At 45.3% G+C, this 14,701-nt stretch carries 10 protein-coding genes and 1 pseudogene; 7 read left to right on the plus strand and 4 right to left on the minus strand.

Features of this window, described 5'->3' with window-relative positions; translation table 11 throughout:
• Positions 1-27 precede the first annotated feature (27 nt).
• From AB5Y61_RS01870 to AB5Y61_RS01885, 4 genes are all read right to left on the minus strand, one after another.
• Positions 28-2,742 carry a DEAD/DEAH box helicase family protein gene (locus AB5Y61_RS01870; protein WP_368402887.1) on the minus strand — a complete coding sequence of 905 codons (2,715 nt, stop codon included), beginning with the start codon at positions 2,740-2,742 and terminating at the stop codon, positions 28-30.
• A gap of 156 nt (positions 2,743-2,898) precedes the next feature.
• Positions 2,899-4,317: a vWA domain-containing protein gene (locus AB5Y61_RS01875; RefSeq protein WP_368402888.1), complete on the minus strand. Its 1,419-nt coding sequence runs from the start codon at positions 4,315-4,317 to the stop codon at positions 2,899-2,901.
• Positions 4,318-4,587: 270 nt separating this feature from the next.
• On the minus strand, positions 4,588-5,397 hold the full coding sequence (locus AB5Y61_RS01880) for a Cof-type HAD-IIB family hydrolase (protein ID WP_368402890.1): 810 nt from the start codon (positions 5,395-5,397) through the stop codon (positions 4,588-4,590).
• Positions 5,398-5,409: 12 nt separating this feature from the next.
• Positions 5,410-6,153: a DeoR/GlpR family DNA-binding transcription regulator gene (locus tag AB5Y61_RS01885; protein ID WP_368402892.1), complete on the minus strand. Its 744-nt coding sequence runs from the start codon at positions 6,151-6,153 to the stop codon at positions 5,410-5,412.
• 176 nt (positions 6,154-6,329) lie between these two features.
• On the opposite strand from AB5Y61_RS01885, the gene AB5Y61_RS01890 reads away from it, so the two are divergent.
• The 7 genes and pseudogenes from AB5Y61_RS01890 to AB5Y61_RS01920 all read left to right on the plus strand — a co-directional run bounded on the left by AB5Y61_RS01890 (position 6,330) and on the right by AB5Y61_RS01920 (position 14,254).
• A complete protein-coding gene (locus AB5Y61_RS01890; RefSeq protein WP_368402894.1) occupies positions 6,330-6,899 on the plus strand; it encodes a sugar O-acetyltransferase in 570 nt (189 codons plus the stop codon).
• A complete protein-coding gene (locus tag AB5Y61_RS01895) occupies positions 6,896-7,660 on the plus strand; it encodes a nucleoside phosphorylase (protein ID WP_368402896.1) in 765 nt (254 codons plus the stop codon). The genes AB5Y61_RS01890 and AB5Y61_RS01895 overlap by 4 nt, the downstream gene beginning before the upstream one ends.
• Before the next feature lie 31 nt (positions 7,661-7,691).
• A complete protein-coding gene (locus AB5Y61_RS01900) occupies positions 7,692-9,074 on the plus strand; it encodes a TrkH family potassium uptake protein (RefSeq protein ID WP_368402898.1) in 1,383 nt (460 codons plus the stop codon).
• Between the two features lie 9 nt (positions 9,075-9,083).
• A complete protein-coding gene (locus tag AB5Y61_RS01905) occupies positions 9,084-9,749 on the plus strand; it encodes a TrkA family potassium uptake protein (protein ID WP_368402900.1) in 666 nt (221 codons plus the stop codon).
• 356 nt (positions 9,750-10,105) lie between these two features.
• Positions 10,106-10,198, plus strand: a pseudogene (locus AB5Y61_RS01910) (CPBP family intramembrane glutamate endopeptidase); the annotation flags it as partial.
• Between the two features lie 147 nt (positions 10,199-10,345).
• Positions 10,346-12,577, plus strand: a complete 2,232-nt coding sequence (locus AB5Y61_RS01915) for a glycoside hydrolase family 31 protein (protein WP_368402902.1) — start codon at positions 10,346-10,348, stop codon at positions 12,575-12,577.
• A 69-nt stretch (positions 12,578-12,646) separates the two neighbouring features.
• Positions 12,647-14,254, plus strand: a complete 1,608-nt coding sequence (locus AB5Y61_RS01920) for an alpha-glucosidase (protein WP_368402904.1) — start codon at positions 12,647-12,649, stop codon at positions 14,252-14,254.
• Positions 14,255-14,701: the final 447 nt, after the last annotated feature.

Consider the following 14,701-nt stretch of genomic DNA (forward strand, 5'->3'; position numbering starts at 1 on the left):
GAATTTTTTTAATGTTGAAATAAATGCTTACTTCAAATCCGACATCACTTGCTTCTTGGTGAAGGTGCGCTCTTGTTTGTTGGCTAGGGCCTTGATGCGAGCATCTAGGAGAATGGCACGACCTTCGGCACTTCGGGTATAGACGAGGTCATATTTGCCTATACTCTTTCGAATCTGCTCGACAAAGGCTTGGGCATCTTCTTTCCGTTTGTCAAAGAGGCTTGGCACGGCGAAATATTCTGTCTGATCGGATACCTTTTCTTGTGCTTTCAAGATATAGCGTTGATTTTCAATCGGTGCGAAAAATTCGATCATGGTTTGCGAGAAGACTTCTTTCTCTCGCATGGTTCCGCCCTTCATATAGATCAGCGTGTTGATGGCATCCTTCCTGTCTCGGACCACTTGGATACGGGTCTCCTGGGTCTGGATCTGGCCAGAAAGGAGTAAAGCTTGGTGAATGGCCTGGCCAAAAACTTCTAATCGTTTATAAGGACTCTTATAGAGATAGTAGCGGAGCCAAGCAAGGAGTGCGAGAACAGCTAAGACGAATAGAAAAATAAGAGAAGCTGTATTCCATCCACCTCTATGTGAATAGTAAATCAGGTTGGCGAAAGCATCGGTCAAAGTGGCGGCCGTCAGCCAGCGAGCCAGCTTTCTGGCGTCAAAAAATAGAGCCAGGGGCAGGAAGTGTTTATCCACTTGGACCTCATTTGCAATCTCCATATTCTCCAGAATCGGAAGGGCTTTTTGCCAGCCGTCTCGGAGCTCTTGGCGGTGAGTGGAGCGCTCTAAGGTCTCTTCGTTGAGTTTTTGCAACTGTTTTTTGGTATAGCGGATATTGTCAAAGGCTAGACGCTCGATACCGGATTCGATAAAGGGTTCCTTGTAGTGGAGGCCTAAAAATTGCTTCATCCGTCTTTCTAAGAGCTCCAGATCAGGACTATATTCTTTCAGCTGATCAGTGATGGCTTCGATCTCTTCTTTTTCAAGATCGGACTTTTCATACCATTTCTTTAGGGAAAGGCTGATAGAGACCAGATGCCAGATGTTACTGGTCTTGTCTGGATCCTCAGGCCACACTCGGATGGCACGACCTCGCATTTGGTTGCTGAGCATAAAGCTACCGACAAAGCTAGCTAGGATCAGGGAATTGACACAAGGAGCATCCCAGCCTTCTCCCAGAAGAGACTTGGTTCCAATCACGACTTGGATGAGACCTTCTTGAAAGAGCTGGGTCACAGCTGTCACTAAATCATGTTGAGAACCAACTAAGCGAACTTTGAGAAAGTCATCAGGAGATAATTGGCCGACACTTTGGTAAGTCAGTCGATCCGCTCCTAGAAGCTCTTCCAATCTTGGCTTAGCGACCGTCGGGATGATGACGATACTACCTGTTAAGACTGCGATGGCAGGAGGAGTCGTTAGCTCGATGCTTTCTCTGCGAATGGATTCAAAATACGAGAGTACTCCCAACTGAGTGAATTGGGCATCCTTATCCCCGAGATGAACTTCAAAGTCTTGGCGAATATAGTCTGTTAAAACCAGTTGGCGCAGTTGGCTTCCAAGAGCCTGGTATTCCGCCTTGAAAATCTCTCGAACCGCATTGAGTTTTCCAAGGGATTGGTTCAGCAGGAGGTCTTGTTTTTTGTTGCGGACTAGTTTGATTTGTTTTCGATCGATTAAACTAGCTGCTTTTAATTCATGGAGGAGTTGCTTTTCGTATTCTTCTGGTAGATTGTACCAGTGGGGAACCTGAAAAAGCAGGCCTTGCAGGAGAATTTCTAGCCAGTCCATGGTGAAAGCAGGAAGTTTTTTAGCTCCTAAAAGGTCTTGGAAACGTTTGGGAAAGACGATTCCCTTGCTACGAAGAAAGATCAGGGTGGCAGAGAGATACTTGGGCTCATTGAGCAATTCATCATCGCTGATCTGACCAGATAAGGCCTGGCAGTTTTGGAGATATTGGCAAAATAGGGGATCGGAAGTCAGTTGTTGCAAGAAAGCATTCTTTTGTTGGCTAAAGGCGTCCAACTGAGCCTGCTCTTCCTTTGTTGGAAAGGCAAAGTAGACATAGTCTTGGTGGGGACAAAGGGTCTCTTCCTTGACCAATTCGGGTACCGTAATTTCCTCATCGATCTCACCACACATGCGGATATAGCGATCCCAAAGGGCAGGGTCTCCTTCATAGGGAGGGGTAGCGGTAAGGGAGATCATCTTTAAGTCAGGGAAGGCTTGACGAAAGGCTTCCAAACTCTTCCACCATTCATTGCGTAAGTGATGACACTCATCTAAACAAAGGGTCCCAAGCGAGATGGCTTTGAAAGTAGTAAAGATATCAAAACCTTTGAAATCAAATGTTTCAATCTCTGCCTGGTCATCGGTATCCTCAGCTTGTGATTGACCGACGACTTGGGTCATGGCGCTGTGTAGGGCCTGATAGGTAGCCACTGTAATCAGCTTAGGATGTTTTAAGTCTTGTGAAATTAATTGCTCCGCTTGGCTTTCATCACTCAGGAATGCCTGGATAATCCGGTCCACCCATTGCTGGCGAATGGTGACCGTGGGAGCTAAGATCAGGGTTGGCTGACCAAAGCGCCGGATAAATTCGATACCCAGGGTTGTTTTCCCAGAGCCGGGCGCTGCTACCAAATGCAGGTGGCCATCCGCCATAAAAGCGTCACTCTTATCGAGAACGCGTTTTTGATAGTGTCTCCATTGGCCTGTAAAGGCTAGTTCTTGTAACATTGGTTTCCTCCCTTGTACTGTCCCCATTATATCATAGCGGAGGGCAAGAATCTCTTGGTAGAAGTTGAAGATTCTAACATTCCTGATGAAAATGGCAAACAGAAATCATTCGTACCGAGCTAAAAAGGCCTAATCATTTGATTAGGCTTTTTCATGTTAGTCTTTTTTTGTTTTACGAGAGAGTCCAAAGGCAGCACCCATGCTAAGAAGACCAAGACCTAGAGTCGTCAAAGCAATGGAGTTTTTGCTTCCTGTATTTGGAAGACTTGCTTCTTTCTGAGGAAGAGCTGCTGGTGCGATATAGACTGCGGTTTTCACAGGCTCGTTTTTAGCTGGTGTGAATACTGTCGGTTTCTCAGGTGTTACAACAGCCGGTTTTTGAGGAGTAGGAGTCGGTGTTGCAGGCGTTTGGATGCTAGGTGTTTGTGGTTTTGCTTTCGCCACGCGAAGAGTTTTTGAAATCAACTCATACTTGTCTGTTTGTACCTTGAAGACACGACCTTTTTGGACGGTTTCAACGACTTTATTGGCAAATTGAACGTTCAACAAGTCAGCAAAGTTTTTGTCAATATCTAGGTAGAGACCATTTGTCCCATTGACCAATGGATCAAAGTCTTTTTTGTCAAATGTTTCACCAACTACGGTCAAAGAGATACCTGCATCTTGAAGGGCCTTCAGTGTTGCTTCTTTGGTTGGTGTATCTTTTGTAAGATCAATGTCTTCGTCTGTGATCAAGAAAGCAAAGCGATGGTTGTTTGCTCCAGTCCCCCAGTTGTAGTCTGCTGAAGTAGCGATATGGTGCAATGGAACAGTAGCATTTTCATAACCACCGATGGTTTTGATTGCTTTTAAAGCAGAAATAAAGCTTTCTAGATCTGTTGTGAATTTTGATCCATTAAAATCATGGTAGTTGGTATGCTCTGAGTCTTCATAATCAACCAATCCCAAGCGTGCTTGGATATTTTTTGCAGATAAATTACGGACGAATGTCTCAACATTTTTCATCGTATCATTGATGTGGGAATCCATTGAGACCGATTTATCAATGACAAAGACGATGTCGGATGTTCCTTGGACTTCTTTTTTATTGACCACATCGGCTTCTTTTGTCACTTCGACTACAGTTGTTTTGTTGACGGTTTCAGTTGTTGTCTCAGTGTAGTCAGCTGTTTCCTTAGTTGATGTAGCTGTCTTGGTAGATGATACTGGTTTTGAAGCGCCAACAGGTGTGTCTTGATCGGCTAAGCTAGTCGTTTTGATGGTTGCTGTTGAAGTAGTGGTGGTGTCTGCGCCGTCTGTTTTAGCAGATGGGCCAGTTTTCTTGACGTCTACAGCGATAATATCCCCAGCTTTTGCTTTATCAGCAGGAACAACTGGTGTATTGGCTTTGGCATTGATTTCTTCTGTTGCAGCAGTGATAGGTGATTTTGCTGCTGTAGTAGCTACAGGAGCAGCTTGGGTTGTGCTAGGTGCAACGTCATCGGCTGAAGCAATAGTCGTTCCTGTGAAGACAGTTCCTAAAACAACGGATGCTAAAGTTAAAGTTTGTTTACGTGAAATAGTATATTTTTTCAAAATACGTCCCCTTTTTAATAAACTTTTTTCTATCATACAGGTTTTTGAAAAACTTGTCAACGGTATAATAATCAAGGGTTTTTGGTTTTCTTTTATCCCTAGTTATTGATAAAGAACCGATTGAGGAAAATATTCATAAAATAATTTAAATATACAAATGGTGTAATAGAAAAAGGATTCCTACTAATCCGCAGGAATCCTTACTTTATCGCTATTTCTACTATATTTTTTATCCGTCAAAAATACTAGCTAGTCACTTTATTTATGTTTCTAAATCAACACATAGGTTTCAACCGCTTGCCCAGCCCCGTTTTCATTGTTGGTCTTTGTCACGACAGTCGCTCCCTCTTTCACTTCTTGTGGAGCGTTGCCCATAGCGACCCCGATGCCTGCTTTTTTGAGCATAGGGAGGTCGTTGAAGTTGTCTCCCATGGTGAGGACTTCTTCTAAGCTCAAGTGGTAATGGTTGGCGAGCTCAACCAGAGCATCTTCTTTGGAAACGTTCTTAGCTGTGACTTCTAGGTAGTTGGCTTTGGAGAGATAAAAGGCGGTGGAAGGGAAGTCAGTGGCAGAGATAGTGCGATAGAGAGCTTGGATCTTTTCTGGCTCTCCAATTAAGAGCAATTTGTGGAGGGGCTTTGTCGCATCCAGCAAAGGATCCAATAGGGGAAGAATGAGAGGTTTTTCTCCTGTAATCCGGGCCTCCTCTTGACTCCATTGGTCAAGGCGGTCGGTCATCCAGTCTTTTCCACTATAGAGGTTGATCGAAACCTGAGGAAAGTGTGCTTTGGCCCAGTCGATAAAGTTCCGGGCTTCCGTCTTGTCCAAAGGATGCTCGAAAAGAACCTGCTCTCCCTTTTGGATCAAGGCACCATTGTAGCAAGCCTTGGGGCAGTCTTCTATACCGAGTTCTCTCGCGATGGGAGCCATCCCTTTTGGAGAGCGAGCAGAGGCCAGTACGAAAGGAATGGTTTTGCGTTTTAAATCCGGGATCAATGCTGCCAACTGTGGATCGATCTGATGGTGATCATTTAAGATGGTACCATCGATGTCGCTGATGATGAGACGAATGTGAGACATAATGGGGACCTCCTAATAGAGAATAGTGGTTTCACTGCCGATTTGTTTAAGGATGTCAGGGCTTGGTTTTTGATCAGTAATCCAATAGTCAAATTGCTGGAGACGAGCGAGATAATAGTTGGCATGTTGGTGGAACTTGGCACTTTCTGCCACCAGCACCTTGGTACGAGTCCGTTCAAAAACGAGAGACTTGACTGCAACGTCTTCAGCATCCTCAAAGGTGACTTCGCCATTGGCTAAGCTACTCGCTCCAAAAAAAGCAAGATCAAAGCGAAGATTGTCCAGCATGTGTGCTTGATTCGCGTCATAGTAGAAGCGGTTTTTAGGGTAGAATTTCCCGCCTAAGAGATGAACGTCAACCTGGGAATGGCTACTGAGCTGGATGGCATTGTCAAGGGAATGCGAATAGACCGTGACTTCCTTATTCAGCATGCCAGCAAGCAGGGTCATCGAGGTGGAAACATCAAGAAAAATCATTTGTCCATCTTGGATCAATTGCAGGGCCTTTTGAGCCATGACAGTCTTTTCCTTGTTGGCTTTCTGACTGCGGTCTAGGTAAGAAGGGCCAGGTTCTTTGTTTAAGGGGAGAAGTCCACCATGGGTCCTACGGACTAGCTGACGTTGGCTCAGAAGGGCAAAGTCTCTGCGGATAGTATCTTTTGAGACCTTGAAATAATCGACCATTTCTTTAGCGGATAGCTGTTTTCGCTCTTCTAAAAGTTCTAGGATTTTTTCGAGCCGTTGTTCCTGGTACATGAATTCGCTCCTTATTGCTGTTCTTGCCTTTATTGTACATCATTTTGTAAGTGGATACAAGCGCTGTTAAGTATATTTAAGTGTTTATGATCTTTTTCTTATAAACCTTATTTCTGACGTTTGTTTTAAAGGGGGAATTCTGCTATAATATGTCAAAATAACGTGGAGGTTTCCTTATGGCCAGTGAATATGAAAAAATGATTGCAGGTGACTATTATAGACCTGCGGACCCTGAATTACGGGCTTTGGCCAAAGCCTCTCGGGAGAAGCAGGAAGCCTTTAATCAAGAGGTGGATCCTAAAAAAGGAGAGGCCATCATCAAAGAGTGGTTTGGCTCTACTGGTGAAAACCTCTATCTCAATCGTCAGGTTCTTGTGGATTATGGGGTCAACATCCATTTGGGAGAGCATTTCTATGCCAATTACAATTTGACCATGTTGGATATTTGTCCCATTACGATTGGAAAGAATGCCATGATTGGTCCCAATTGCCAATTTTTGACTCCCTTACACCCGCTGGATCCAGATGAGCGCAACTCGGGTCTTGAGTACGGAGCTCCGATTACGATAGGAGACAATTTCTGGGCAGGAGGAGGGGTCACCATCCTTCCTGGTGTCACGCTGGGTGATAATGTGGTCGCTGGCGCTGGGGCAGTCGTGACCAAATCCTTCGGTGACAATGTGGTCCTTGCAGGAAACCCAGCCCGTGTCATTAAAGAAATACCCATTAAAAAGGAGAAGGGATGATCCAAAAACATGAAATTCCTATTTTAGAGTTTGACGACAACCCACAGGCAGTCCTGATGCCGACCCATGAGGGGTTAGACCTGCACCTGCCTGAAAAATGCGTTTATGCTTTCTTAGGGGATGAGATTGATCGCTTTGCCAAGACTGTTGGAGCTGAGCAAGTGGCTACCTTTTTCTCAGCTACCAAGGCTTATCCAGTCTATGTTCTGGAGCACCAAGGGGAGAAAGTCTGCTTGGCACAAGCGCCAGTTGGATCTGCACCTGCTGCCCAATTCATGGATTGGTTGATTGGCTATGGGGTGGGAAAAATCATTTCCTCAGGAAGCTGTGGCGTCTTGGTTGACATGGAAGAAAATGCCTTTTTGATCCCGACCAAGGCCTTGCGAGATGAGGGAGCCAGTTACCATTATGTAGCGCCTTCTCGTTATATGGAAGTGGACAGTCGTGCACTGACCGCCATCGAAACTGTCTTGAAAGGAAAAGAAATTCCTTATCAAGAGGTCATGACCTGGTCGACGGACGGTTTTTACAGAGAAACACCTGACAAGGTGGCCTATCGCATTGAAGAAGGGTGTCATGTTGTGGAGATGGAGTGTGCCTCATTGGCAGCTGTCGCCCAGCTTCGTGATGCGGTTTGGGGCTTGCTCCTATTTACCGCAGATTCTCTTGCAGATCTGGAAAATTATGACCAGCGTGATTGGGGATCTGAAGCTTTTGAGAAGGCCTTAGAATTGTGCCTAGAAATGGTTCATCACTTGTAGGTCTATTCTCTTTTTATGATACAATGAAGCTATGTTAGTCAAATTATTTTTTAAACAATGGCAGGCCAAAATTAAAAGCCTGTCTCCGGCAAGGCGAATCTTTCTCAGCTTTGCCTTGGTTATCCTGGTGGGCTCGCTCTTATTGAGTCTGCCTTTTGTCCAGCAAGCGAGCTCAAAAGCAGGCTATATCGACCACCTCTTTACAGCGGTCTCCATGGTCTGTGTGACGGGGCTCTTTACCCAGTCGGTGGCTTCGACCTATAATGGTTGGGGGCAATTGATCTGTATGCTCTTGATCCAGATCGGAGGCCTAGGGATCTTGACCTTTATTGGTCTCTTCTTTATGGAAGGTCGCCAAAAACTTAGTTACAAGGACCGGCAGACCATTCGAGACAGTTTTAGTTTTAGCAATAACCAGAGCTTGGCCCGTTTTGTCCGCTCCATCTTTATTACCACCTTTACCATCGAAGGGGTGGGGGCCTTGCTCCTCATGACCCGCTTTATCCCTCGCTTTGGCTGGGGGCATGGGATCTTTAACTCCATCTTTGTTGCGGTCTCGGCCTTTTGTAATGCGGGCTTTGATAATTTTGGAGGCGATAGTATGATGAGCTTCCAGACCGATTGGTTGGTCAATCTGACCTTGTCTGCTCTTATTATTACTGGGGGCTTGGGCTTCATGGTCTGGTTTGACCTAGCCACCAAGGCCCGCAATCAATCAGGACGGCGAACTCTTCGCTTCCATACTAAGGTGGTTCTCTGGTTAACAGCTGCGATCCTCCTCTTGGGGACAGTGACTAGTCTTTTGACAGAGTTTAATAATCCAGCAACGATTGGGTCCCTTCCATTAGGAGAGAAGATCTTGGTCAGCTTCTTCCAAACTGTCAGTATGCGGACAGCTGGTTTTGCTTCGCTAGATTATACAGCAGTCCGGCCAGTGACGCTCTTTATCTATCTCTTACAGATGTTCCTAGGAGGAGCACCAGGCGGGACAGCAGGAGGGATGAAGATCACCACCTTCTTGGTGCTGATTCTCTTAGCGCGCAAAGAGTTGCTCGGCTTGCCACATACCAACCTGGGTAAGCGCACCATCGCACCAGACTTGGTCCAACGCTCTTTGGGGACGGCAGTGATTTTCCAGTTGACTTTTCTCCTTGGACTCTTTGGTCTTTGTCTCGTGACTCCGGATGGTCAACGCTTTTTGTACCTGGTCTTTGAGGTAGTATCGGCTCTAGCGACAGTAGGCGTGACAGCCAATGTGACCTCGACCTTAAATGGAGCAGGGCTGGGGATCATCATGGTGCTTATGTTTATCGGTCGGATCGGCCCCTTGACCCTCATGGTCAGTTTGAAAAATTACAAAGCTAAGAAGGCAGATGCCTTGCAATATGCTAAAGCAGACATCATTATCGGATAGGAGAAACTCATGGCGAATCGAACCATTGGAATTTTAGGATTAGGAATTTTTGGACAGAGTGTCCTGAAAACTCTGCAGGACCAGGATGTGGATATTGTTGCAATTGATGATCACGCAGATGTGATTAATCAGTATGAATCCATGATTACAACTGGAATTGTTGGAGACATTACGGAGTTGGACCTCTTGGATGCAGCAGATATTGGGAACTGTGACACAGTCGTGATCGCGACGGGTGAAAACCTGGAGTCCAGTGTGCTGGCTGTCATGCACTGTAAGGCGCTTGGAGTCGAGCACGTCATTGCCAAGGTCAAAAATGAAGTGACCAAAGAAATTCTGGAAAAGATTGGGGCTGATTTGGTCATCCTGCCAGAGGTAGAAGCAGGCATGTCCCTCGCTAAAATGATTCTTTTCCAACACCGGATTGAAGTTTTCCAGTTGGATGAAGAAGTGGTAGTAGTCGAGTTTACGGTTCCATCCAGCTGGGTAGGAAAAAGCCTTCAGGACTTGGCTGTCAGAGAGGAGTACCATCTCAACATTATTGGTTATCGAGATGCGGAAGATCAACCGCTTCATATTCAGATTGCTCCCGACTTTATCTGGCCAGCTAAGGTACGCGTGATGGCGGTGACAGACAACCAGTATCTGGATAGAATCCAAGACTTGTTAGACTAATCGTGTAATTGAGAGTGGGACAGAAATCGGTAATTCATTAGAATTCGATTTCGTCGTCCCACCTCCGCACAGTTGAGTAGGGCTGTAAAAGCTGATGAAATCAGCGTAGTAGAGCCCACTCAACCACTGCGTCTTGCTCGACAATCCAAAGACAATTGAGAGGCTAGGACTTTTGTCCCAGCCTCAGAATGTTGATAACCTATTTTTTAACTAAAATAGATGAAATGATTCTGCAGAAAAATGATTTTTAATTTTTACTCCGCAGACGCCCTCTGTATCTTAATTTAGCCATGGAACTTCCTGGATTGCTGAAATCATCCACTGGATAATTTCACCTAACGTCCGTCCTCAAGGTCGTCAAGAATCTCTTGCCATTTTTCCTCATGCTTGCCTTGGCAGATATGTTTGGATCGAGTCTCATGTATCTCTTGATCCGTTGGGGAAGTTGATCTCATAAAATTTTAGGAAAGGCTCTGTCAGGTGTTGACAGGCCTTTTTTTGAGTGCTATAGTAAAATCGTAAACGCTTACGCAGTGAGGAGAAGCAGATAAAAAGCGGGCAGTCAGGTGCCCCATAAAAAAGAGGAGGAAAGACAAATGGCAGGATCAGTGATACAGGGAGAGAACTACCGGATCTCCGTATTAACGGAATCTTTGGTGCGCTTGGAATATTCAGAGGGTGGTATTTTTGAAGATGGTCAGACGCAAGTTGTGCAAAATCGTGATTTTGGACCTGTTGCCTGTGAGGTCGTAGAGACAGAAGAGGTCCTCGATCTGCATACGGAGCATCTCCACCTTCATTTTGAAAAGGGACCTTTTACACCGGATCGGCTTTTTATCGAGCTCAAGGGTCAGTATGCAGTCTATGGTAGCCGGTGGCACTATGGAGATCAACCTGAGACCTTGAAAGGGACCAGTCGGACGCTTGACGAGGTCGATGGAGCTATGGAGTTGGAAGATGGGATCTTGAGCAAGGCCGGTTATGCTCTTTTGGACGATTCCAGTTCCTACTTGTATGATGTCGAAAGCGGATTTAGAGCACGGCCATGTCCAGAAGTGGATCTGTATTTCTTCGGTTATGGGCGCGATTATCTAGGGGCCTTGAAAGATTTTTACCATCTGACGGGACAACCACCCCTCTTGCCACGTTATGCTCTGGGAAACTGGTGGAGTCGGTATTGGCCTTATACCAGTCAGGAGTACATAGATTTAATGGATCGTTTCAAAGCTGAAGGGGTGCCTTTAGCTGTCAGTGTGATCGATATGGACTGGCACAAGACAGCAATTCCTGCTCGCTTTGGAAGTGGTTGGACGGGCTATAGTTGGAACCGGGACTTGATTCCTGATCCAGCTTCCTTCTTACATGGTCTTCATGAGCGTGGTTTAAAGGTGACCTTAAATGTCCATCCAGCAGATGGGATTCGCGCCTTCGAAGATGCTTACCCCATGGTCGCAAAACGCTTGGGATTAGATGCGGAAAAAGAAGAAGCGGCTAGCTTTGACTTTTACAGTCCAGCCTTTCGCGAAGCTTATTTCGAAGATGTCCATCATCCCTTGGAAGATCAAGGAGTCGACTTTTGGTGGATTGATTGGCAACAGGGAAGTCATGGCAAGATGGATCCCCTTTGGTTGTTAAATCATTATCATTATCTAGACAATTGTCGTACAGGTCAAGCTGGTCTTATCTTATCGCGTTATGGAGGTCCTGGCAGCCACCGGTATCCGATCGGTTTTTCAGGGGATACCATTGTGACTTGGGAATCCCTAGCCTTTCAACCCTATTTTACCAGCACAGCTTCAAATATCGGTTATACGTGGTGGAGTCACGATATTGGTGGTCATATGCGGGGTTACTATGATGAAGACTTGGCTCTTCGCTGGTTGCAATTTGGGGTCTTTAGCCCGATCAATCGTCTCCATAGTTCTTGTAATGCCTTTAACAGCAAGGAACCGTGGTTTTACTCGCCTGAGACCTGTCGCTGGATGAAGCAGTATTTGCACCTGCGTCACAGCTTACTGCCTTATCTTTACACCATGAATGTGGCGACGCATGAAGAAGGACTGCCTTTGGTTCAGCCCCTCTATTACCATTACCCAAACGAAGAAGAGGCTTATGAGGCTAAAAATCAATATTTCTTTGGTAGTGAACTCATGGTGGCTCCAATTACAGAGGCTCTGGATCCTGTCTATCATAGTGCTTCTGTGAGTGTTTGGTTCCCAGACGGAGTTTGGTATGATTTCTTCCATGATTGGAGATACGAAGGAAAAGGCAAGCTTACAGTCTTTAGAGCTAGCAAGGATATTCCGGTCTTTGCGCGTGCAGGAGCCATCATCCCTATGGATGCACAACCGCAGACAGGGGTAGAGCTCCCAGAAATGCTGGACTGGCATCTTTTCCCAGGTGACAATCGTTCCTTCGTACTCGTTGAAGGAGAAGGAGATAACAAGGTTGAAACCCGCCTAACTGTCAATTGGGATGAAAGAAAGATTAAGCTGGATTTAACAGGTGATCGAACGCTGCTTCCTGAAAAGAGACAGCACCGGTTCTTCCTCCATACCTTTGAGACAACCCCTATCTTAGTGGACAATCACAGTCAGGAAATTGCGATGGGTGAGCTGCGATCACGTCCTATTGCCAAAGAAGATCGGATGTTTGAGCTCTTGAAATCTGCCAACCTGGCCTACGATAGGAAGAATGAATTATTTGCGGCTTGTTCAACAGCCAAGAATTGGAAACAGTTGATGAAGATCATTACGCCTTTAGAGGAAGGTTTGCGTCAACGTCTCTTTGAAGTGATTTATTCCAGTGAAGAGAATGAAGACTTGTAAATTCTTGCAATTTTACCCCTATTTTTGTATGATGAAAGTGATTTCACAATCATAAAGGAGAAGAAAAAAATGGAACAAAAATGGTGGCATAATGCCGTAATTTACCAAGTTTATCCAAAGAGTTTCAAGGATAGTAATGGCGATGGCATCGGGGATCTCAAGGGGATCACGAGCAAGCTAGACTACTTGGAAAAATTAGGGATTACAGCGATCTGGCTCTCACCAGTCTACAAGAGTCCCATGGATGATAACGGCTATGACATCTCGGATTACGAGGATATTGCCTCCATCTTTGGTAATATGGAAGATATGGAAGAATTGATCGCAGAAGGCCATAAACGTAAGATCAAAATCATTATGGACTTGGTAGTCAACCATACCTCTGATGAGCATACTTGGTTTATCGAAGCACGTGAAAATCCAGATAGTCCAAAGCGGGATTTCTATATTTGGCGCGATAAGCCCAATGGCATTATTTCTGCTTTTAGTGGCTCTGCTTGGGAATTTGATGAAGCATCAGGCCAATACTACCTGCATAACTTCAGTAAGAAGCAACCAGACCTCAACTGGGAAAATGAGGAGCTTCGCCATCAGATCTATGACATGATGAATTTCTGGATTGAAAAGGGAATTGGTGGTTTCCGTATGGATGTCATCGATATGATCGGTAAGATCCCAGATCAGGAAATCATCAGCAATGGTCCCATGCTCCATCCTTATTTGAAGGAAATGAATCAAGCTACCTTTGGCGATAAGGATCTGCTCACCGTGGGAGAAACTTGGGGAGCGACTCCAGAGATTGCTAAGCAATATTCCAATCCAAAAAATCAAGAATTGTCCATGGTCTTCCAATTTGAACACATTGGTCTTCAATACCAACCGGGTCAACCAAAATGGCACTACGCTAAGGAATTGGATGTGCCAAAATTGAAAGAAATTTTCACCAAGTGGCAGACGGAATTAGGAAAAGACGAAGGCTGGAATTCCCTCTTTTGGAACAACCATGATCTCCCACGGATTGTGTCAACTTGGGGGGATGATGGCGACTACCGTGTCAAATCTGCCAAGGCTTTGGCTATTCTGCTTCACTTGATGAAGGGAACTCCGTATATCTATCAAGGGGAAGAAATTGGGATGACCAATTATCCATTTAAGACCCTCGAGGATGTGGAAGATATCGAGTCAATCAACTATGCCCATGAAGCCTTAGAAAAAGGAGTGCCACTCGAAGTGATCATGGATCAGATCCGCCATATTGGTCGGGACAATGCACGGACACCGATGCAGTGGAATGATGAAGCAGAAGCTGGCTTTACGACAGGTCAACCATGGCTTGCGGTTAACCCAAACTACAAAGAGATCAATGTTGGGGCTGCCCTAGCAGATCCAGACTCCATTTTCTATACCTACCAAGCTCTGGTGGCCTTGAGAAAAGAGCATCCTTGGCTTGTGACGGCTGATTATGAATTGGTGGACGCGGCAGACAAGGTTTTTGCTTACAAGCGGGTAGAAAGAGAGAAAGTCTATTTGGTTGTGGTCAATCTCTCAAGTCAAGAGCAAGACTTACCACTTGTCAATGGAGTTGAAGAGGTTCTCATTGCCAATACCAAGGTGGAGCAAGTCCTCGAATCGGGCAAGTTAGCCCCTTGGGATGCCTTCTGTGTCAAATTAGCCTAATAAAAGTAAAAATAATAGAGGAAATTACTTCCTCGTAGAAGCAGGTCTTTCTCAATAGAGAAGGCCTGTCAGATTGGGAACGACGTCATCTAAAAAACTTTCCTTAGGTGAGTTACGGACGTCAGCGAACTTCTACGAAGTTCCAAGACTAATTATTGAGCCTCAGGTCTCAATAATTCCGAGTGCTAGAAACACTATTGTTTCTAGCACTTTTCTCACGGCGGAAAGTTTCAGTAGATGATAGAATAATTCTAACGAATAAATTTTTATAGAATTTACTAGATTTATTAGATTTGTAAACAAGAGCAGTTTGTTTATGCTCCCACGGGTCTTTCTTGGTAGAGGAGACCTGTTTTGCTTTTTAGGGGCTGTTCTTCTAGCAGAATCCGCTCAAAAATGGTTCGGTGATACATGGGCTATAGGAAATATTTATAAGCAGTCCTAGTT

The organism is Streptococcus parasanguinis (assembly GCF_040908565.1).
In the GTDB taxonomy this organism is placed as follows: domain Bacteria; phylum Bacillota; class Bacilli; order Lactobacillales; family Streptococcaceae; genus Streptococcus; species Streptococcus parasanguinis_AC.

Coding starts and splice junctions, on each gene's coding strand:
- AB5Y61_RS01870 (WP_368402887.1), bottom strand. CDS start 2,742: ATGTTACAAGAACTAGCCTTTACAGGCCAATGGAGACACTATCAAAAA.
- AB5Y61_RS01880 (WP_368402890.1), bottom strand. CDS start 5,397: ATGTCTCACATTCGTCTCATCATCAGCGACATCGATGGTACCATCTTA.
- AB5Y61_RS01885 (WP_368402892.1), bottom strand. CDS start 6,153: ATGTACCAGGAACAACGGCTCGAAAAAATCCTAGAACTTTTAGAAGAG.
- AB5Y61_RS01890 (WP_368402894.1), top strand. CDS start 6,330: ATGGCCAGTGAATATGAAAAAATGATTGCAGGTGACTATTATAGACCT.
- AB5Y61_RS01895 (WP_368402896.1), top strand. CDS start 6,896: ATGATCCAAAAACATGAAATTCCTATTTTAGAGTTTGACGACAACCCA.
- AB5Y61_RS01900 (WP_368402898.1), top strand. CDS start 7,692: ATGTTAGTCAAATTATTTTTTAAACAATGGCAGGCCAAAATTAAAAGC.
- AB5Y61_RS01905 (WP_368402900.1), top strand. CDS start 9,084: ATGGCGAATCGAACCATTGGAATTTTAGGATTAGGAATTTTTGGACAG.
- AB5Y61_RS01915 (WP_368402902.1), top strand. CDS start 10,346: ATGGCAGGATCAGTGATACAGGGAGAGAACTACCGGATCTCCGTATTA.
- AB5Y61_RS01920 (WP_368402904.1), top strand. CDS start 12,647: ATGGAACAAAAATGGTGGCATAATGCCGTAATTTACCAAGTTTATCCA.